The sequence below is a fragment of the Desulfosediminicola flagellatus genome, from assembly GCF_005116655.2.
GTDB classification, from domain to species: Bacteria; Desulfobacterota; Desulfobulbia; order Desulfobulbales; family Desulfocapsaceae; genus Desulfopila; species Desulfopila flagellata.
In genome coordinates this window covers 950651-971014 of the sequence record NZ_CP050698.1, presented here as the reverse complement: position 1 = coordinate 971014, position 20364 = coordinate 950651, and the positions used below count along the sequence as shown (strand labels likewise).

Genomic DNA, 20364 nt, shown 5'->3' with positions numbered 1-20364 from the left:
AGGTTGAAATATACACACGCAATCATATTCTGGATCTGACAATAAACCAGTATTTGTCAAACAAGAATACCTATCGCATTTCTGAATCAATTTCAACAGATACTCTATGCACGCCGGCAAGACACATCGGCCTGCCTTTCAACTTTTGCCTTTCCATGCATTCAATGCAACCTTTACAGAACGGCGCATTTCAGCAAAAAAATCAGAACCGGTTTTCTTTAAGTAAAAGTGCTGACCAACGTTTTCAGCTTCTCCTAAAAAGTTTCCGCTTTTGATAAGCGACTTTGCCCGCTCGGAAAACATTTCTTCAAAGTCTTCAGCGTTCAGTCGTTGATAACTGTCTTTAGAATATATGGATTTTTCGGGGAAACGCGGAGTGATTGAAAGATTTCGGCCATGTTCTGTCATATGACCAAAGCAGAGCATAGTTACAGGAAAAACGAGATCAGGCGGATCAAACATCTCCCTGTGAATTTCGTAGTTTTCCATAATGTCGCCAATATAACAGGAGCCTACCCCTAAGGATTCTGCGGCTATGACAGCTGTCTGCGCGGCTATTAGAGCATCACAACTTGCAAGCATAAAATCGGCCTCTGCCGGCTGCTCAAATTCACGACTATTTTTACTGCAGAGTTCAGGAACACCTGAAATGTTGTAATAATCATACCAGCGTTGCATATCCGCTAGAAAAATTAATACAAACGGTGCTTTGGCAATAAACGGCTGATTATCACACGTGACCACCAACCGCTCTTTTTTCTTCTGATCAGCAACCTCCAGTATGGAGTATAGCATCATATTGCCAGCCGTCGGAGCACGCATGGCGCAACGGATTATCAGCTCTTTTTCTTCATCCGTTATGATTCTGTCCGCATATACCCTTTGAGACTTCCGATTAAGTATTGTCTCAATAGTGCTGTTCATTGCATATCCTCACTTTCAATGTGCCCAACATTACATATGATGAGCCTGGCACAGTATTTACCTGAATTATTACAAGGAGGAATATGCAAAGGCTTTTCCGCTACAGCATCCACTCCCTGGAGATTTCATCTGCCAAAGGCTCGGCTATAATCGTCTTCTTTTCACCACTCAGGGTACAGATTACTTCACCAGTCTGCGGACCATCTTTTACCTTCTTGCCATATCTGACAACAAGTCCAGCCGCATAATTAAGATCTCCCTGCTGTGCAGCATCATCAGCATAACAGGTGGATGCTCTTCGGAGTAAAGCGATCGGCCCAGGTCTCTCCTCCATGCCGAGTAACGCATCACCCTCTTCGCAAATTGATTCGAGCTTATCATTATCACGCTCATCACGGCCCAGCATTAACCAGCCCCCGTTTGGCAGCAAAAATTGTCGCCCGACCAGCAGAAGCAAAACATCAGTGACCGTCATATCCTCATATTTTACGACAAAGTTATCGCCGTAAAAGTTCTCAATACGTCTGCTGAGGATGGGGTCTGCAAGCACACAACCACCTGCGGGCGATGGAAAATCGGTGATACCATACTCTGCAGCAAGAGCAATCTGCCGGGATCGACCACGACCACTGAAATTCAGCAGCTTTTCACGATCCACCAGCCCGTCTTCTTCAGGCTGTGTCGGGCTCATAAGTTTTGCACAAAGCGGCCTTAACAACACAGAACGACTTTCTGAATCACGACTTATCACGTTGAGTGTGTCGCGGCGCTGGGACATAGGGCGCTGACCGATAACTTCACCGGTAATGAGAAACGATGCGCCATACTCAGCAAGCATCTTTTTTGCCCGGTTCACCATAAATATTTTACAGTCCACACAGGGGTTAAAATTCTTCCCGTAACCATAAGCCGGGTTGCGCAGCATCTCCAGATATCCTTTACTGATATCCACAACCACAACATTGATTCCGTACTTATCTTTAACCTCCTGACAGTATCCTTCTATATGACTCAGAATTTCGTAATCAAAAAACGGGGAGACAAACTTAACTGCAGTAACCTCTATTCCCTGATCCATTACCACCCTTGTAGCAAGGATGGAATCAAGACCCCCGGAAAAAAGGGACAACGCTTTAACTTTTGACATATTATCCAACTTCTATTGCACTTCCTTTCTCCAACAACTCCCGGGCCCAGGCCTGGGTCTGATCTGTTGCTGAATCTCCTGCCAGCATGCGGGCCAGTTCCTGCACCCTGTGACTATTTGAAAGCCTCACCACTGAAGATTGGGTTCGGCCTTCTTCGACTACTTTAGACACCTGATAATGCAGGTTGCCACGTGCGGCAATCTGCGGCAGATGTGTTATACAAAACACCTGATGATGGGTTGCCAGCTCTCGTATTTTACGCGCAACAGCTTCAGCAGCCTCACCACCGATGCCGGAATCAACCTCATCGAAAATTACTGTATCCACCATGTCTCTTTTAGCAAGCAGACATTTCATAGCCAGCATTAATCGCGACAACTCACCACCCGAGGCAACTTTTGCAAGCTGACGAGGAGGTTCGCCCGGATTAGCCGAGAAGAAAAACTCTACTCTATCCCATCCCGTGGCCCGCAATGTATCAGGTGTCAGTTCAATATCCTGCCAATGTACTTCGAAACCAGACTGGTTGAATGCGAGCGATGACAGTTCATGCCCCATTGCTTCTTCCATACTGGCAGCAACGTCTTTACGATTATTCATCAGCTTATTTGCAGCCGTACTGAGTTGCTCTTCAAGGGCTGCAACCTCATGCTCCAGCTCTTCTATTTCCCGATCCATATTGTCGATCTGGGTCAACTCCTGTCGTGCTTTCTCTGCAAAAGCGAGGACATCTTCAAGATTTTCACCATACTTTCTCTTGAGGCTGTGAATTATATTCAGACGTTCGCTCACCTGATCGAGTCGTATTGGATTAGACTCAAGACCATCTCGATAGTGGCGCAGTTCAGCTGCATAATCCTCGGCCTGGAATGTGTACCCGCCAATCTCTTCAGCAAGTTTTTCCGCTTGTGGATCAAGGGCCACAAGTTGCTCGAGATTACGACGGAGTGTAGACATACTGTCGAGAATTTCAGTCGAGAGAAGATAATAGCTTTCCTGACTGATTTTAATTAGTACATCGGCACTTTTCAGTCGTTTCTTTTCGGCAGCAAGCTCTTCATCTTCCCCCACTTGAACTTCAGCCTGATCTATCTCCTCAAGCTGAAAGGTGAGAAAATCACGGCGCTGCTCTTTATCCTGCTCCTGTTTCCTGAGATCAGAGAGTGCCTGCCTGCGGTCCTGCCAATGTGAGTATAGCTGGCCCAACTCCTGCCGGTCACTCCAGAGTTCGCCATAGGTATCAAGAAAATCAAGATGTAAGGCGGGCTGCAGGAGTTGTTGGTGATCATGCTGACTGGCGACACTCAACATATCTGCAGTCAACTCTGACACCATCTTGACAGTGGCAAGTGACCCATTCAGATAGAGCTTACTCCTGCCGTTACGATTGATGACCCGTTTAATAATGACAGTTGGTTCCGTACCGAAACCGGCTTCTTCAAGCCTGCGCAAAAGCGGCAGGTTTTGCGGGTTAACATCGAATAAGGCTTCGATGATGCAACTGTCTGCACCATTTCTAATCCAATCGGCGGAAGCCCTACGCCCCGTAAGTAAATGAATTGCCCGCAACATTATTGATTTACCGGCACCTGTCTCACCGGTCATAACTATCAATCCGCCGCCAGGAGATTCATCAAAACTCAGCTCAAGAGAGCTGATTAAGGCCAGATTATTTATCCGTAATTCACAAAGCATTGTTTTTTTCCATACATGGAATCATATTCATTCTCTGCGGCTTGACTACACTGTCAAAGGGCAGTAGGTTACACCCCTATAACAGGGGAGCATAATCCTGGCAACCGCTATTAATTAATACTGGTAATCCCCAACACTTACAGAGTACATCAGCGAATCATGAAAAAAAAACAGTCACTCAGCGCAAGCCTTGAAGATTATATCGAGGCGATCTATCACATAATTGAAGAAAAACTCGTCGCCAGAAGTAAAGAGATAGCTGCAAAACTCGATGTCAGTCGAGCTTCAGTTACAGAGGCGTTACGAGCACTCTCCAAGAAGGGGCTTATTAATTATGCTCCTTATGAAGCGATTACCTTAACAGACAAAGGCCGCAAAGTTGCCGAGGATGTCATCTTCCGCCATCAAACACTCAAACGTTTCTTCATTGAGGTTCTGGCACTGGATGAAGATATCTCAGAAGAAGGTGCATGCAAAGTTGAACATGCAGCTCCTCCGGAAATCATCAATCGCATGATCAATTTCATTGATTTTATTCAGAAATGCCCACGCGGCGGGGACGACCTGATAAAAGGCTTCAGCGATTATTGTGCACAGGGAAAGACCACTCTTGACTGTGAAGATTGCGTATCAAAATGCCTGGATCAATCTAAAAAAGTGGGCTGATGTTCCTATCAGCCCGTTATTAATCCTGCAATTTCGCCGTCTTCAGGAAAGCGGTTGAGGGATTTCTTTGAAAAGAGCAGATTTCCATCGGCCACCACTTCGAAAACGCCTCCGGAGGATGCGATCAATTCAACATCAGCACCAAAATCGGTGATAAGTTCGGCCTCCAGCCTGGAAGCACGGGGTTTATAGTTTCATCTGGTGCAATACTCAATCGATATCTTCATTCGTTTCTTATTCCCCTCACTTTGTGGACAGCTCAATAAAGAGCCATTAAGATTAATCACTACAGGTTCTTTTAACCTAAAAAAACCTTCACAGGTTAACAACAGGCAAACCACTTATCACGGAATATGTGATTTTTAGGGCCACAATGGGTGCATTTTTTTTCACCTTCTGTATAATAGCCAGTTTTTCCGTTGAAGGTATTCACTTTTCATAGATTTGCAACATATAGGAAACACGCTCATGTCGGCCCGCAGTTCCCAGGATGGATTATTTTCAATCCTGGAATCACTGAACAAAGAGGAATACAGCAACCTCTCCCCTCTTGCTACCTGCAGCTCAACCGGCAGACGAAGACAGCCTGAGAACCGCAAAGGATATCGCCAGCACTTCGCACTTGATGCGGACCGTATCCTTCACTCCCGTGCCTATACCCGTTATATAGATAAGACACAGGTTTTCTGCCTTGTTTCCAACGACCATATTACCCATCGAGTTCTCCATGTGCAACTTGTCTCGCGAGTGGCACGCACCATTGGCCGCTTCCTGCACCTCAATGAAGACCTTATAGAAGCAATAGCCCTTGGCCACGATATCGGGCATCCGCCCTTTGGTCACGATGGAGAAAGTTTTCTCTCTGAACTATGCCTCGAACATGACCTGCCTTCATTTCAGCATAATATTCAATCAGTCCGTTTTCTCGACCAGCTTGAGAGAAAAGGAAGAGGCTGGAACCTGACCGTTCAGACACTTGACGGCATTCTCTGTCATGATGGCGAGATTCATTCACGTGCACTTACGCCTCAGAGGGATCTTGATTTTACGGCTTTTGATGCAAAACTTGCAGCAAAAGAGACCGACCCAAAATATGCACTGCTTCCCGGTACCCTTGAAGGCTGTGTTGTGCGTCTCGCGGACACCATTGCCTATATTGGTCGTGACATTGAAGATGCAATAATTCTGAATCTCGTCTCAAGGGCAGATATCCCGAAAAGCTGTAAAGAAATTCTTGGCGACACAAACGGCACCATCGTTTACAGCCTGGTCACCGATCTTATCAATAACAGTAACGTCACTCCACCGGGTTTTCCATCTAAGACAGACACCGCAAACACCGGCTCTATCGGATTCAGTTCCGAGGTATCTGAGGCCCTTCGTGACCTCAAAACATTCAATTACGAACACATCTATCTCGCCCCGACAACGAAAAAGGACTATCCCCGAATTCGGGAATGTTACCGCGCACTCTTTGCCCATTATCTTAAAAATATTTCTGGTAAATCGGTAACTCCAAACTTTCAGGTCGATCTTATGACGGATGTAACCGACCGCTATAACGCAGAACAACCTGCGGCTATGGTTCGTGATTTTATAGCCGGAATGACAGATGCATATTTCCTCAGACAAGCAGCAGCAATTGGCTGCAGTGTGCCAACAAAAAAATGAAGTTATCCATACGCAAACTGCTGCCCGGTGAAAATACCCGCTTACTGGCCATAGCAACATTCATCGGTCTGATGGCAGGCCTGCTCAATATTATATTTCGTACTGTCGTTCACCTTTTCGATTCAGTTTTTCTTCAGGGTGGCAGGGATTTTCTTCAGGTTGACAACGGCGACTGGCATATGTTCCTGTTGCCGCTAATTCCGATGTTCGGCATGGTACTGCTTATTCCGCTTTCCCTGCTCTTTCCCGGAGAGATCAACGGCTACGGATTTACAAAATTTCTGCGCAAGGTCAATCTTGAAGGCGGCTATATCCGCGCAAGAACCATTTTCTTAAAAATAATCTCGACAGCTATCACTATCGGTACAGGAAACTCTGCAGGTGTTGAGGGACCGATCGCCCAGATAGGTGGTGCGATGGGTTCTCAGGTTGGACAGTTTTTTCGCGTTTCCGGCAATAGAATGAAGGTGTATATCGCAGCTGGGTGTGCCGGTGGCATCGCCGGGATGTTCAACGCTCCGATTGCTGGCATTTTCTTTGCTGCCGAGATAGTCCTGCTCGGAACCTATGAGATAAAATCGTTCTCCGCCCTTGTTACCGCTTCTGCAATTTCTACGGTTGTTACCCGTGCCTATTTTGGAGAGATGAGTGTTTTTGTCATCCCTCAATATAATATGGTTAATCCCTATCTCGAAATCCCACTGTACTGTGTGCTCGCAGTAATTGTCGGGTGTGTTGCTGTTCTCCATATAAAAATCTTCTATTACGTGCGCGACAAGTATCAGGCCTTATCAATGCCTGCTCAGCTTAAACCGATAACTGGCGCGTTTATTGTCGGCTCCATAGGCATTATGTTTCCGCAGGTTATGGGAGATGGTTATGACTTTATAGAAGAAGTGCTTTATGGCGACGGTATGATGAAGATCATGTTCGCCCTCATTTTCTTAAAGATTTTAGCCACAGCCATCACACTTGGCTCAGGTGGTGCCGGTGGTGTTTTTGCTCCTGCGCTCTTTATCGGCACCATGGTTGGCGGCACGTTCGGCTCTATAGTCCACAGAGTTTTTCCTACGATGACCGCTGACTCAGGAGCATACGCTTCCGTAGGTATCGGTGCTTTTCTAGCAGCTTCTACCCATGCACCGATGACAGCGATCTTCCTGCTCTTTGAAATGACAGGTAATTACAGAATTATCGTACCGGTAATGCTTGCCTCGATCATTGGTACTATTGTTGCTACAAAACTCAGTGAAGACTCAATCGATACTGTCGATTTTAGCAGGGAAGGTATTAACATTCATGAGGGTCGTGAAGTAGCAATCATGAAGTCGCTCAAAGTTGGTTCGGCTATTACTGAAGATGTAGACTTCATCAGTGAACGTGCAAATATCAATCAACTACTGATTATTTTCAGCCAGACAAAAAGCGGTTTTTACTTCCCTGTAGTCGATGACAGCGGAAAAATGATCGGTATAGTCTCAATGACCGATGTAAAGAATATTATTCATCGCGACACGAGTGAACGAAAAGCCAAGACCGTTGGTTCAATCTGCCACCGTGACGTTATCATGCTGACACCTGATGATACGCTCTACACAGCCATGCAGCTTTTTGATATCAAAGGTATTGAAGAAATTCCTGTAGTAGAATCTCTCGAAAACAAATGGGTGGTCGGTATGCTCAAACGCCGCAGCGTCATTTCAGCCTACAACCGTCAGGTATTGAAAAAAGGTATTAGCGAAAAGGTTGGTTCCATTCGGGTCGCAAGCCCTGATTAATCAGCAGTATTGCACGTGTATTCGCTCAGGTTATGAATAAACGGGCAGACTGCATTCTTCCCGAATCATTGTGCTCCTTCAAAGCACATGCGCTGACAACGGGTCATTCTGCCCAACCATCTGATCTATGTCTACTTTCTGCTACATGTTGACGATGTGATACACTCGCTTTATTTCTAATTACAGTCGAGTACTGACATTTTCTGAATCATGTTAAGAGGAATATCGCTGAAACCTGATACCCCTCCCCGTAATTCAAAAGAGAGGGGTATAGATTTGGCACTCAACAGCCGCAGGGATTCACAGCGTCAGCATCATGTCTGATACGCTTACTCGGTGATCCTACCAGAGATATATGTTTCGTATGGCCATGGAGCAGCACCACTACGTGCATCACGCCATACAGAAAACTCCTGAATGAACGCTTCCTGACTGTCCATTACTTTTTTAACATCAGGATGCTTCGCCTTAACAGAGTCGATATAGGTCTTGGCAACTTTACGGAACTCTATAAGCGTCTCTTTGTCCATTTTCACAAGCTCAATCTTCTCTGCAAACCTATTGATTGCTTCAGCATTCAGAGAGTTGATCCAGTTATATGACCATGCCTGAGTCTCTGCAGCCGCGAGTTTCACTATCCACTTGAGATCATCCGGCAGGCCATCCCATGCCGCCTGATTAAAGAACAAAGCGCACTGGATACCAGGCTGATGAACACCCGGCTGAATAGCATATTTGGTGATCTCATCAAAACCCATCGGGAAATTTATTGCGGGTGAAGAAAATTCAGCAGCATCAATAACGCCACGCTCGAGAGCAAGATACACTTCTCCACCAGGCAGCGGAGATACTGATGCGCCAAGGTTGTTCATAATATCCATGTACCAGCCCGGAGTACGAAGACGCATACCTTTGAAGTCTTCCATCTTGGTTGCGCGCTTATTGGAGAACAGGCCCATTTCCTGGCCAAGTTGGCCACCAGGGAGAGCATACAGACCGAACTGACCGTAGATTTCCTGCATCATCTCGATACCGCCCTTTTCCTGCAGCCAGATGTTATACCCTTCACCATCAAGACCGAAAGGAACAGAAGCAAACGCAACGAAAGCTTCGTTCTTACCTTTCCAATATCCCGGCCAGTCATGACCTACCTGAGCAGAACCTTTGGCTACAGCATCAAAAGACTGCATAGCAGGTACAAGTTCACCAGCAGAGAAAGGTTTGATATCAAGGCGTCCTGCAGATGCAAGGCGTACGCTGTCTGCAAAGTGAACAGCGATATCGTAGAATAGCAACCCTTTGGACCATGGCATTACCATTTTCCATTTGATTTTCTCAGTAGATGTTTCGAACTTTACGCGCTTTGCTTCACTGTGACGCTTATCAACACCAAACTTTTCGCGCTTTGCGGCATCTGCGGTAGCAACTGTAAGACCAACTGCCAAACACGCGGTAATCGCACCTGCAAATAATTTTTTCATGAAACGCTCCTCCTTGCTGTTTTTTCAATCGCGTACACCGGTAATACACCGGAACACACCTTCACTTCAGGGGGCTGTATAGTCCTTGTGTCGTCCTGGCAACTCCCTGAGAAAGAAACGAGAGACAGATGACCGCTGTCCATCATTCCATTGAGCGTCTCATATTCAATAATTGCGCCAGCATTGTTTTTAAAAAATTCCTGATCTCGCGAGAGGATCATGACTGCCAGATGATGTTCATGAGATTCCAGATTGATTCATCATGAAGGGAAACTACGGGGTCAAACACAAGCCAGAAAATTGCTTATTTATAGAAGAAATAACTCGTGTCTCCCAACGACCTAAGAGATATCGCCTATATTCTGATGTAGTTATCAAATTTCGATACGTTTCAGAGCATTGGTGAACTACGGCATTAACTCATTACACACAATCAGACACTACAGTTCAACCCAGCCTGGTCGCCTTCAAATAATTTTCGATTATTGATACGCATAAAAAACCACAGAATGTGTACCACATAGTCTACAGCCTTAGATTGACGGCTCGAGTTCTGTAAGCTTAAAGCTCTGCAACACAATAGTATTCTGCAGTAGCCATATCTCTGATACCCTTTTAGCCATTGACCTCTGGCCCCAGACATGGTATCAGATTGCCATACACACGCACCCGTAGCTCAGCTGGATAGAGCACCAGGCTTCGAACCTGGGTGTCAGGGGTTCGAATCCCTTCGGGTGTACCAGTTATTTAAAGGACTTACAGAGAAACTCTGTAAGTCCTTTTTTGTATTCGCCCTACCTGTACAACCCCTGTACAACCTTTTCACTCAACCTCGTTATATTTCACTCCTCGGCGATTACCATAGGTCTTGATGAGCCATAACTATGAACTCATAGGTGCAGCAATCATGAACACACAAATCCATACCGTATAAGGTAGCAGCAACCAACACTACACACCACATATTGACCCAAGTGATCATAAACATGTTGACTTTTATGCTTCGATTGATATTTTACTTAATGTCATACGAATAACCGGTTACTGAGGGATCGCTACAAAGCGTTTCCCACGGCCCGAATAGATCATAAAGTAGTTACAGGTTACCAAGGGATCGCTATACAGCGAAATCCTAAGGCCCGAATAGACGAGAATTCTCTATTCGGGCCTTTTTTTTGCCTTTTTTTTGGGCAGCAAGCCATAATTTTGACGGAGCGAAAATGGAAAAGCAGAATTGCACTAATGAAGATAAGAAATCTGCAGTAATTGAATCAATAAGAGCGTGTGCAAACCACTGGCCCAGTAGGATAGTAGCACGATCTGAGATACCAAACTTTACAGGAGGGGCTATAGCAGCAAGATCTATCGCGAATCACGATTCTGCAGGAACTGGGGTCCATGGTGCCTTTAAAATCGGGAGAACTGTGGTTTATCCAATAGACAATTTGGTTGAGTGGCTGATCTCACGTTCGGAGGGATAATCAATGATTGCAAATAAAAAAGCGCCCTCGTCCCGGGTTGCAGCCCAAATGGGACAAGAAGTACCCGACAATTCTGCCTCATCTCAGCGTAATAAGATATTGGAGGGGGGAGACAATGAATGAGAATAATTTTGAAATCATAAAAATTGGCGGCGCACACTTAACAGTCGATGTGTCTGCAATCAATTCTGAATCGATGTTCTTCAATGCTACGCAGATGGCAAAAGAGTTCAACAAACGCCCAGATGACTTTTGGAAACAACAGCAAAACCAAGATTACCTAGAGGCCTTTATTACCCTCTATGGGGGTGATATGAAATCATACGTCAAAACAAGACGCGGAAGATACAGCGGCACTTGGTTACACAATGATTTGGGGCTTGCCTTTGCCAGATGGTTAAGCCCATTTTTTGCTGTTCAGCTTGACCAATGGCCTAAAAAACGTCTGGAGGAAGAGAAAAAGCGGCAGTGTGCTAGCTTTGAAGCACGCACGGGTTACCTGCCAATGACGGTAGCTGTGTTAGAAGCCCACCCCCCTTTAAGAAAGTATCACTATACCAATGAAGCAAACCTGATAAATCGTATGGTATTGGGAATGCCTGCTAGAAAATTCAAAGAAACCAACAAGGTGAAAACTGTAAGGGATTCACTCTCTACAGCACAGTTATTCTGGATTGAAAAATTACAGCGAGTGAACACCGGGCTGATTGAGTTAGGGCTTGAGTATAGTGCCCGTAAAGACATGTTGTGCGATTTGTATGTCGGCAAAATCGCTATTGTAGCTTAGATAGGATTAGTCATGAACATATTCACAGATCCAACTAAAGACTATCTTCGTCCCCTTCTTAATCAACTCGAAGGTAATCACCGAACGCTATTGAGATATCTAACAGCTGCAGGCGGCTCCATTCCCCTAAGGTATTGCCAGAGCATTTTACTCATAGAAAATCCGTTTGAAGTTGCAAGGAATCTCAACATAATCGGAAAGGAATGGGGTTTTGAGATATGGATCGACCGCGCCAAAGATGCCTTGATCATCAATGGGCTAGAGTTTCTCGAGCAGAAGCATCAGGTAGCAGCAAATTGCCAGCTCCATTATGACAAAGAGCAGGCATTGGCATCACTGGAGGAGCTATGACGAGTGATATCCGCCTTGCAGTATCTATCCGCTCTCACAGAAAGGTGAAGAAACTACGGAGGAAGCTAGGAGCTGAAGGGGTCCTTAGCCTAGTTTATTTATGGATTGGCACTGCAACAAGTAAACCTGACGGGATTCTGATAGGCTGGGATGTAGAAGACATTGCATTAGAAAGCGAGTGGGAAGGTGAACCACAGGAGTTCGTTGATTCTCTCATAAATTTAGGTTTTCTAGATGATGACGGTAACGGAACATATCGGCTACACAACTGGAATATACATCAAGCGTGGGTAGTAGGCGCTAAAGCAAGGTCTGAAAAAGCTAAAAATGCGATACGAGCCCGGTGGGACAAGAAGGCAGAGAAAGAAAACAGCAGAGTTAGAAACCAACTTCAATACTCTGAGAATACTACGAGTATACAGGATGTAATACCAAACAAAAAAGGGAGTAATACCCCTTTCCTTTCCTCTCCTCTCCCTACTGATCAGCGACAATTATAATTCCCCCCTAACGACAATTATTTTTCCCGGAAAATTGTGATCCGATTATTCATATCTCTCAAAGGAGGGATATGAATGGTCACAGACTTTCAGGTGAGAAAATTGAAGAAATATTTAAGTCAGGGAAAAACATTAGAGGTCGCATCACTGAAGGCTGGCATGGATGAAAAAACTGGCCGCAAGTATCGTGATCTTGAAAAGTTACCAAGTGAAATTAACGCTGAACGAATACGAGATTGGCGAACTCGAGACGACCCTTTTGATGATGTATGGTCCTCGGTTACACCATTTTTAGAAAGCAATGACGCCCTTGAGGCCAAAACACTTTTCTGTCACCTGCAACGACTTCACCCTGGCCGTTTCAGCGATGGTCAGCTTCGGACTTTTCAACGTCGAGTAAAAAACTGGCGTGCTACAGCAGGCCCTGGTAATGAAATTTATTTTCCGCAAAAGCATCACCCTGGCAGATTAGGCCAATCAGATTTCACCCATATGGATAAATTGCAAATTACTATTGCAGGCCAGCCATTTGATCACCTGGTATTTCATTTTGTTCTGACCTATTCAAACTGGGAAACGGGGACAATATGTTTTTCAGAAAGTTTTGAGAGTTTAAGCGAAGGACTGCAACAATGTCTTTGGCAACTTGGCGGTGCTCCCGAGCAACACCAAACGGATAGGTTGTCAGCTGCGGTAAATAAACCGGAAAATCTTGAAGAGTTTACTCGTGCATATCAAGGGTTATTGGACCACTACAATATGCAGGGGCGTAAAACAAATCCTTCCAGCCCTCATGAAAACGGAGACATTGAACAGCGCCATTATCGTTTTAAGAAAGCAGTTGATCAAGCACTAATGCTGCGAGGTAGTCGGGATTTTACTACGCGACAAGAGTATGAACTGTTTTTGCAGAAGCTGTTTGCACAACTTAATCGCAATCGTCAATCACGATTTCTCGAAGAACAGGCAGCCTTGAAACCCTTACCTTCGAGTAAGCTTGATACATGTACGCGTTTTGAAGTGAGAGTCGGACCGAGCAGCACTATCAGAATAAAACACAAAGTCTATTCAGTTAACAGTCGTCTGATAAAAGAAAAGGTCAACGTTCGCCTGTATTCAGGGCATCTGGAGATCTGGTATGGACAAAGTCATATTGAAAATATTCCGAGGATAAGAGGCAGCAACAAGCATTATATTCAATACCGTCATATCATTGACTGGCTGGTTCGCAAACCTCGGGCGTTTGAAAACTACAGGTATCTGAATGATCTGTTTCCAACCAGCAGATTCCGGATGGCCTATGATACTCTTGCTCAACAGCACTGTGTTACCAATGCTGCCAAAGAATACTTGTCAATTTTACAACTTGCTGCTCAGAAAAACGAGACAGCTGTCGATGATGCTCTGCGTTACTTGATTGCAGAAGAAGAACCAATAAATGCTACTGAGGTACACAAATTTCTTTCCTTGAAACAGCCGGCTGAACCTGTCACTGACGTATCGGTGCAGACTGTTACCCTTGCTGGTTATGATCAACTCTTAGAGGAGGTCCACGGATGAATCAAGCAGATAATGTGGTTACTCTGGAGAGGTCGTTAAAGCAGCTCTATCTATCAACTGTTCGAGCCTGTTATCGGGGCGAGGCTGAGTTAGCCAGGCAGGAATCACTGAGCTATGAAGCGTATCTCCAGGAGTTGGTTGTTCGAGAATGCGAAGAACGTCGGCACAAACGCATTGCGAGATATTTACGGGAATCCAGGCTGCCTCTGGAAAAAAGCCTGGCCTCGTTTGACCAGACTCGCCTTCCTGCTAAACTTCGTGGCTTGGTGAATAGCCTGTTGGAAGGTTCTTTCCTTGAACGATCTGAAAACATATTGGCCTTTGGAAATCCCGGTAGTGGCAAAACCCATTTGCTTTGCGCGATTGCGCAAGAGCTGATTAACAACGACAAGCGAATTCTCTTCACGTCCTGCAGCTTGCTTGTTCAAGATTTATTGGTGGCCAAAAGAGAACTTGTGCTACCCCGAATGCTCAAAAAAATGGTGAAATATGACGCGTTACTTATCGATGATATCGGTTACGTCCAGCAAAGCCGGGAAGAGATGGAGGTGCTGTTCACTCTACTGGCATACTGCTATGAACGAAGCAGCATCATGCTCACCAGCAATCTACCTTTTTCACAATGGGAAAAGATTTTTAAAGATCCGATGACCACTGCTGCTGCTATAGATCGCCTGGTTCATCACAGTGTCATCCTGGAGCTCAACCTCGATAGTTACAGGCTAAAAAAGGCAAAACAGAACTTGGAGGCAGGTTAATGCTCCTCAGTACCGGGGGCTCTGCCCCCAAACCCCCGAGGTTTAACGCATTGAGGCCATATGGATGGAGAAAAAAACAAAGACCGAGCAGTAACGCTCGGTCTCCATCCTTACGGCATTCATCTCGGCGCTCAGGTCGCTCCTCAGCGTTGCCCTATCCTCCGGATGAGTATTGAAATGTTACTTATGGAAATTTGTTTTAGCAAGAAGAAAAGTGATATTTTACCGTTAAAACAAAGTGTTAAAAGCGAGATGAGTCCGGAATTATAATTGTCGTCAACCCGGAGTTATAATTGTCGTTGAACACCCTACCTTACCTAACCATTCAAAGAATACCGCATCTAACAATGCGGGTGAGGTCGAACCTGATGGCAAGGAATATTATCTTTCACAAAAAAAGAAGAGACTCACCGGTCAAACACTCAAAGACTTTTACGAGTTCTGGACAGCATTCAATCTCCGCAAAGGAAAAGCCGCTGCAGCAGATGCCTTCCTTGCTGTGTACACGCCTAAAATTTTGAAACTTATCATAGAAGGTGCGCGGCGCGAGGCAAAGAACAGACAATCCCTCTTGGATCAGGGGCGAACTCCTAAATATCCACAAGGATGGTTGTCTGAGCGGAGGTTTGAGGATGAACCTAGTGTTAATCCGCAAGGGATTACTATCAATTGTGAAATCTGTGATTACCGCCAGCGGTATGACTGTAGAAAGGAGCAAAAGACATGCAACAATTTCAAACCCGTAGCAAACTAAAGAGAATACCACCACATAACATTGAAGCAGAGCAGGCCATTCTTGGAACAATGATGCTTAATGCTGATTGTATTCCAGTGGTTCTTTCCAAGTTAAAAGTTGGCGATTTCTACAGTAACAGCCATAAAACAATATACTGGGTTATCGATGGTCTATGGAAGTCTGAAACAAACGTCGACACTATTACTGTCACTAATTCTCTAAAGCGTGAGGAGAAGCTAGATTCAGTTGGTGGTGCTGGGTACCTAGCAAATTTAACCAGTGTGATACCTGTTGTATCAAAAGTCGAAGACTATTGTGATATCGTCACAGAAAAAGCTCAACTCAGGGCAATGATCGAACTTGGTACCAGATTAAGTGATCAATGCTATGAGCAAGGGAGTGCCAGATGTGCCTCCGATGATTTCGGGAAAAAATTCTTTGAGATAGCAGCAGGACACAATGAAACAGCATCTTTTGTTGGTGACACACTCGAAAAGGTGATGGCGGACATAGATGAACGATGTAAGAGTGACAAGGGTTTAGTTGGTATTCCTTCAGGTTACTCAGCTCTCGACAGCATTCTCTCAGGACTTCCTCCAGGAGATTTAATCATCTTAGCTGCCCGCCCCGCCATGGGCAAAACGGCCTTGGCTATGAATATAGCTGAGAATGTTGCCAAATCTGGTGTTCCTTGCTTGGTTTTTAGCTTGGAGATGGAGAGGCACCGATTAGTAGAACGTCTAATTTCGACATCATCAGGGGTTTTCTTGAAGGCTCTACGTGATGGACTTTTAAATATTAATACTAGACCTAAAGTAAATAAGGCTGTTTCGAATATTAGGGGAATGCCCATAATCATCGATGACACTCCCGCCCTATCTATCACGCAGATAAAAGCAAAGGCCAAAATGCTGCACGCTCGCCATACGCTTGGCCTTGTAATTGTTGACTACCTGCAACTTGCGAGAGGTTCAGGAGGCAACAGAGAACAAGAAATAGCTGATATTTCTAGAGGCCTGAAGGCACTCGCTAAGGACCTCAATGTGCCTATTATCGCACTTTCTCAGCTTAATCGCGGTCTTGAGAATAGAGAGAATAAACGCCCTATCATGTCAGACTTGAGGGAGTCTGGAGCGATTGAACAAGACGCAGACACGATACTGTTTGTTTATAGGGATGAGGTCTACAATCGAGATGAAGGTAATCCTGCAAAGGGGATTGCTGAAATCATAATTGGTAAGCAACGAAGTGGACCCACGGGGGAAATCAAACTCCGTTTCGATGGTGCTTTTACTAGATTTTCGAATATCTAGCAGGAGGGGAGATGAGCACGATAATCAGCAAAGCCAACAGACTCATAGTGATATGGAATAACATAAATCAGGAAGTGATAAGCGTCCTGCAGCGTGTGAAGCCCTGTGGATACGTCATTACTGCAAAAATATATTGTGGTTATGGAGGTGGCATATCGAAGACAAGAATCGGCATGGCTTCTGAGTCATCAGTAATATTGAGAGGGTAAGCGCATGGCAGAGGTGAAAAAGAAGAAGAAACAATTTGATTGGGAATTGATAGAGCGTGAGTACCGGACGAACATGTACTCAGATGCCGAACTTGCTAGGCGCCATGGTTGCAGCAGGACTGCGATTCAAAAACACGCGAAAACAGGTAAATGGGCACGGGACTTATCTTCAGCTGTCAGGCAGGCAGCAAATGCCAAACTAGTTCAGGTAGATGCACAAGTTGCAGGGTGCTACACGATGCTAGATAGTGAAGCCATCGACCGTGCATCCAGTACCAGAGTTGAGGTTATTAAGTCTCACAGGAAAGACATAAACCGCTTACGGGATCTTGAGTCAAGAATGGTTAGTGACTTGGGCGATTGTCCACAAAAGACGTACATCACACAGTTTCAAGGCCAGATCATAAAGCAGGATGTGATGATAGCAATTACGGAAAGGGCTACAGCTCTCAATAACCTAGTAAACGTGATGCACAGGAGAATTCAACTAGAAAGGCAAGCGTTCAATATTAAGGACGCTGATGATTCAGACGAAAAGAAGAGTAACCCTCTCTTGGAAATAATCGAGTCCATTGATGGCACGTCAAAAGGGTTGCCTGTGTTTGATGGTGAGTAAAAGATACACGACAGAATCACCTGGCTCTTGAACAACTCTACAAATACAGGGAGAATTACCGGGTGATAATGCTTAACGAACTCCACTATTGTTCGAGGAACATAGTATGAAAATCTACACAGAAGTAGTTATCGGCATTGCCAGTGGCGAGGTCGAAAGTGAGACATCATTTAACCATGCAGGCACTATTTCTCTTTGCAAAGGAAGCGGTAAGGTTGAGGAAACGGCACAGGAGAAAGAACTCGCCAAAATTTCACAGGAACAGTGGAACGAATACGAAACAAGGTTCAAACCATTTGAAGACGAGTGGATCAAAAACACCGAAATGGATGCAGGAGATCAGGCTAAAATGGCTGGCCAGGTTAATACCGGTGTTGGTGCTGTATTCGATAACCAGCAGCGTGAGGTTACCTCTCAAAACTTCTCTGCTGGGATGGACCCGAGCAGCGGTAGGTTTAAAGCTGCTATCTCGGGACTCTCGAATCGGAAGGGAACAGCTGCAGCTAAGGCAAAAACTGACGCTTCTCAGGCTGTTGATGATCAGACCTATCTTAGGTTGCAAGGTGCAGTTGCAATGGGACGTGGGCAGTCAACTGGTGCTATGCGTGATATGACAACACTTGCCGGTGATGCTACCAATAAAGCAATCGCTGACGCACAAAGTGAACAAGACACTCGTAGCTCTATTGGCTCTTCACTTTCAAGTGCTGCAGGTATGGGCCTTGCTGGGTGGAAAAACAGCAAGAGACCCCAAAGCACTAACCTGAGCAGCAATGAAAAAAAGATAATGCTTGGTGGGCCGGAAATGGGTGAATCCATGATTGCGTAAATTGAACAGTAAAGTCTTAATTGTAGAAATCTGGATTCGATCTGACATGCACGAGCGAATAGGTTCGATTTGAGCTGACAATTCACCGTTGGGCTACCCACTCTCACCAAGATTATCAGGAAGTATCTTTAGTAAAAAGTGGTGCCAAGATCCTGCAATTCAAGACATGCCAATCACACAACAGAAACCTAATCCAAAGTTTCTGATTGTGGCTTCTTGTATCAACATAGACGGAGGTATAATAAGATGTGAAATGGACAAAAAGGTGGTCACGATCTTTTACTGCGATCTTTATACTTTAAAAGTTAGGCCCTTCAGGGCATGGAGGTAGGGAATGGAAAGAGTTATCCTTTAGATTGACTAGCGATTGAATGGCACATACAATTCACTTATTAAGCACACATATTTTGTTAGGTGACAAAATATAGATTCAACAATGACGCTTAACGTCACCCACAATACCCGTTAGAACTAGAGGAAATTCATTTTATCTTTACCCCCTCGAAAATTGTTTTCTTTTTGTGGCATTAGTTCATCTACTTTATCTATGCCATCAGGTATAAAATGGAATGAAATGTGCATGAAGGAGGATAGGATGAAAGTTCAATTGTTTGCATGGGCAAGACCGATTGGCGGCCGTTCCAAGCTGGATCGTTTAGTTAATAAGCTGAATCCTTATTCTGATGAAGTTGAGCAGATTATAGACAAGATGGATCACACTTATGTTACTGACTATTTTCCATTATCTGCCAATGACTCAATTGGTGATGTTGTCAGCCGAAATCAAAATTTTTGGTACTGCCATGGAGACTTTCATAACGATCAGTCCCGATTGGTACCTCAGGGTAAAAAAGTTTTTGTGAAAGGAGATTTATCATTACTGAATTGTATATGTAAATCAAATAACAAGGATGGTACTGGAACGGTTGACGTGTATCTGTTAGATGGCGTTTGTCACCAAGTTACAAATCAGATCTTGTACTTAGCGTCACCGAGAATAATCGTTGAGGGCGTAAGGGGTTATTGGCTTTCGCAATTATCATTTGGGCACTACGGAAGGAATCAACGAGATTTTTTATTACATGTCAGATATTGCAGATATTGCAATAAATCAGTCAACAATCCAGTTTCATCAAAGAAGGGCAGTATGAATAATAACAATTATCTAGAACGGTTGGACGAATTATTGTTGGAATCAATTGATGCTGGCGATAGCAAAGAGGAGATGTTGAGGAAAGAGCGACTTTTTATGATTGATGAACGAATAGGAGATTGCGTAAACGATAACGAAAAGGAGGCGATTATTAAGCTCATGGAAGTAGCTGATCGTGAAACAGAGGGTTCCCACTCCATGCTGGTTAGTAAAGAAATTACTGTTAAAGCGTATGTAAAGAGCGTGAATAAGATTAATCGGCAAAAATTTAGTAAAATTGCAAAATTAATTGGTCCATCGCGGTTTGAAAAGTTGTTCGATTGTACTCCTAGTCAGGTCGTGGACCTTGGTGATGCAGAAATTGCTGCTAAAGCATTTGCCGAAAGGTAATGGAAAGTTCTCGCATTTTGCAGGGTGGGAGTGTTGGATTGTTTTTCCGGTTTGTTGAACCGGAACTCCGGAATTGGAGCATCCTATGCTGCAAGACATGGACGACTAATAAGGAGAATGCTGGACGTTGGAAGGTCCAGCTGCGAATTGCATTTGTGCCTGGAGAGCGCCCCATCAAAATGGGCCCAACGCCAAGACAAACATGACGATCAGGACCAGGCGTGTGAAGGAATTGGAAGCAAGGCCCAATATTGCAACTGGCAACCTTGAACCAAAAGTGATACTGACCGACGAACCTTTTCCCCGTAAATCTTGTGG

At 44.8% G+C, this 20364-nt stretch carries 19 protein-coding genes and 1 tRNA gene; 15 read left to right on the top strand and 5 right to left on the bottom strand.

Annotated features, from left to right (window positions below; translation table 11 throughout):
- Positions 1-138: 138 nt before the first annotated feature.
- The 3 genes from FCL46_RS04085 to recN form a co-directional block, all read right to left on the bottom strand.
- Positions 139-924 (bottom strand): nitroreductase family protein, encoded by a 786-nt coding sequence (locus FCL46_RS04085; protein ID WP_136805071.1) that lies wholly within the window; start codon positions 922-924, stop codon positions 139-141.
- A gap of 100 nt (positions 925-1024) precedes the next feature.
- Positions 1025-2071, bottom strand: a complete 1047-nt coding sequence (locus FCL46_RS04080; protein WP_136805069.1) for a thiamine biosynthesis protein — start codon at positions 2069-2071, stop codon at positions 1025-1027.
- Position 2072: 1 nt separating this feature from the next.
- A complete protein-coding gene (gene recN, locus FCL46_RS04075; RefSeq protein WP_136805067.1) occupies positions 2073-3767 on the bottom strand; it encodes a DNA repair protein RecN in 1695 nt (564 codons plus the stop codon).
- Positions 3768-3926: 159 nt separating this feature from the next.
- On the opposite strand from recN, the gene FCL46_RS04070 reads away from it, so the two are divergent.
- Complete coding sequence (locus FCL46_RS04070; RefSeq protein WP_136805066.1) at positions 3927-4433, top strand: metal-dependent transcriptional regulator; 507 nt, start codon at positions 3927-3929, stop codon at positions 4431-4433.
- 8 nt (positions 4434-4441) lie between these two features.
- Here the strand turns inward: FCL46_RS04070 and FCL46_RS28420 are convergent, their stop codons facing one another.
- Complete coding sequence (locus FCL46_RS28420; protein ID WP_275942846.1) at positions 4442-4660, bottom strand: SelT/SelW/SelH family (seleno)protein; 219 nt, start codon at positions 4658-4660, stop codon at positions 4442-4444.
- A 241-nt stretch (positions 4661-4901) separates the two neighbouring features.
- Between FCL46_RS28420 and FCL46_RS04060 the strand changes: the two genes are divergently transcribed.
- Both FCL46_RS04060 and FCL46_RS04055 read left to right on the top strand, forming a co-directional pair.
- Complete coding sequence (locus FCL46_RS04060) at positions 4902-6104, top strand: deoxyguanosinetriphosphate triphosphohydrolase family protein (protein WP_136805065.1); 1203 nt, start codon at positions 4902-4904, stop codon at positions 6102-6104.
- Entirely contained in the window at positions 6101-7882 is a 1782-nt protein-coding gene (locus tag FCL46_RS04055; RefSeq protein WP_136805063.1) for a chloride channel protein, read from the top strand. Before FCL46_RS04060 ends, FCL46_RS04055 begins: the two co-directional genes overlap by 4 nt.
- A gap of 329 nt (positions 7883-8211) precedes the next feature.
- Here the strand turns inward: FCL46_RS04055 and FCL46_RS04050 are convergent, their stop codons facing one another.
- Positions 8212-9363 (bottom strand): TRAP transporter substrate-binding protein, encoded by a 1152-nt coding sequence (locus FCL46_RS04050; RefSeq protein WP_136805061.1) that lies wholly within the window; start codon positions 9361-9363, stop codon positions 8212-8214.
- Between the two features lie 665 nt (positions 9364-10028).
- Between FCL46_RS04050 and FCL46_RS04045 the strand changes: the two genes are divergently transcribed.
- From FCL46_RS04045 to FCL46_RS03990, 12 genes are all read left to right on the top strand, one after another.
- A tRNA-Arg gene (locus FCL46_RS04045) sits at positions 10029-10105 on the top strand.
- 854 nt (positions 10106-10959) lie between these two features.
- A complete protein-coding gene (locus FCL46_RS04040; protein ID WP_136805060.1) occupies positions 10960-11631 on the top strand; it encodes a KilA-N domain-containing protein in 672 nt (223 codons plus the stop codon).
- A gap of 12 nt (positions 11632-11643) precedes the next feature.
- A complete protein-coding gene (locus FCL46_RS04035; protein WP_136805058.1) occupies positions 11644-11982 on the top strand; it encodes a hypothetical protein in 339 nt (112 codons plus the stop codon).
- Positions 11979-12482, top strand: coding sequence for a hypothetical protein (locus tag FCL46_RS04030; protein WP_136805056.1), 504 nt, complete (start codon positions 11979-11981; stop codon positions 12480-12482). Before FCL46_RS04035 ends, FCL46_RS04030 begins: the two co-directional genes overlap by 4 nt.
- A 75-nt stretch (positions 12483-12557) precedes the next feature.
- Positions 12558-14042 (top strand): IS21 family transposase, encoded by a 1485-nt coding sequence (istA, locus tag FCL46_RS04025; protein WP_136810869.1) that lies wholly within the window; start codon positions 12558-12560, stop codon positions 14040-14042.
- The gene (gene istB, locus FCL46_RS04020) at positions 14039-14800 is read left to right on the top strand and encodes an IS21-like element helper ATPase IstB (RefSeq protein WP_136810868.1); all 762 of its coding nucleotides are present in this window, start codon (positions 14039-14041) and stop codon (positions 14798-14800) included. Before istA ends, istB begins: the two co-directional genes overlap by 4 nt.
- 60 nt (positions 14801-14860) lie before the next feature.
- Positions 14861-15070: a hypothetical protein gene (locus tag FCL46_RS04015; RefSeq protein WP_136810867.1), complete on the top strand. Its 210-nt coding sequence runs from the start codon at positions 14861-14863 to the stop codon at positions 15068-15070.
- Between the two features lie 453 nt (positions 15071-15523).
- Entirely contained in the window at positions 15524-16849 is a 1326-nt protein-coding gene (dnaB, locus tag FCL46_RS04010; protein WP_136810001.1) for a replicative DNA helicase, read from the top strand.
- Positions 16850-16860: 11 nt separating this feature from the next.
- On the top strand, positions 16861-17058 hold the full coding sequence (locus FCL46_RS04005) for a hypothetical protein (RefSeq protein ID WP_136810002.1): 198 nt from the start codon (positions 16861-16863) through the stop codon (positions 17056-17058).
- A 4-nt stretch (positions 17059-17062) separates the two neighbouring features.
- Entirely contained in the window at positions 17063-17674 is a 612-nt protein-coding gene (locus FCL46_RS04000) for a hypothetical protein (RefSeq protein ID WP_136810003.1), read from the top strand.
- Positions 17675-17780: 106 nt separating this feature from the next.
- Positions 17781-18503 (top strand): hypothetical protein, encoded by a 723-nt coding sequence (locus tag FCL46_RS03995; protein WP_136810004.1) that lies wholly within the window; start codon positions 17781-17783, stop codon positions 18501-18503.
- Between the two features lie 595 nt (positions 18504-19098).
- Positions 19099-20046 (top strand): hypothetical protein, encoded by a 948-nt coding sequence (locus tag FCL46_RS03990; protein WP_136810005.1) that lies wholly within the window; start codon positions 19099-19101, stop codon positions 20044-20046.
- The last annotated feature ends 318 nt before the right edge of the window (positions 20047-20364 follow it).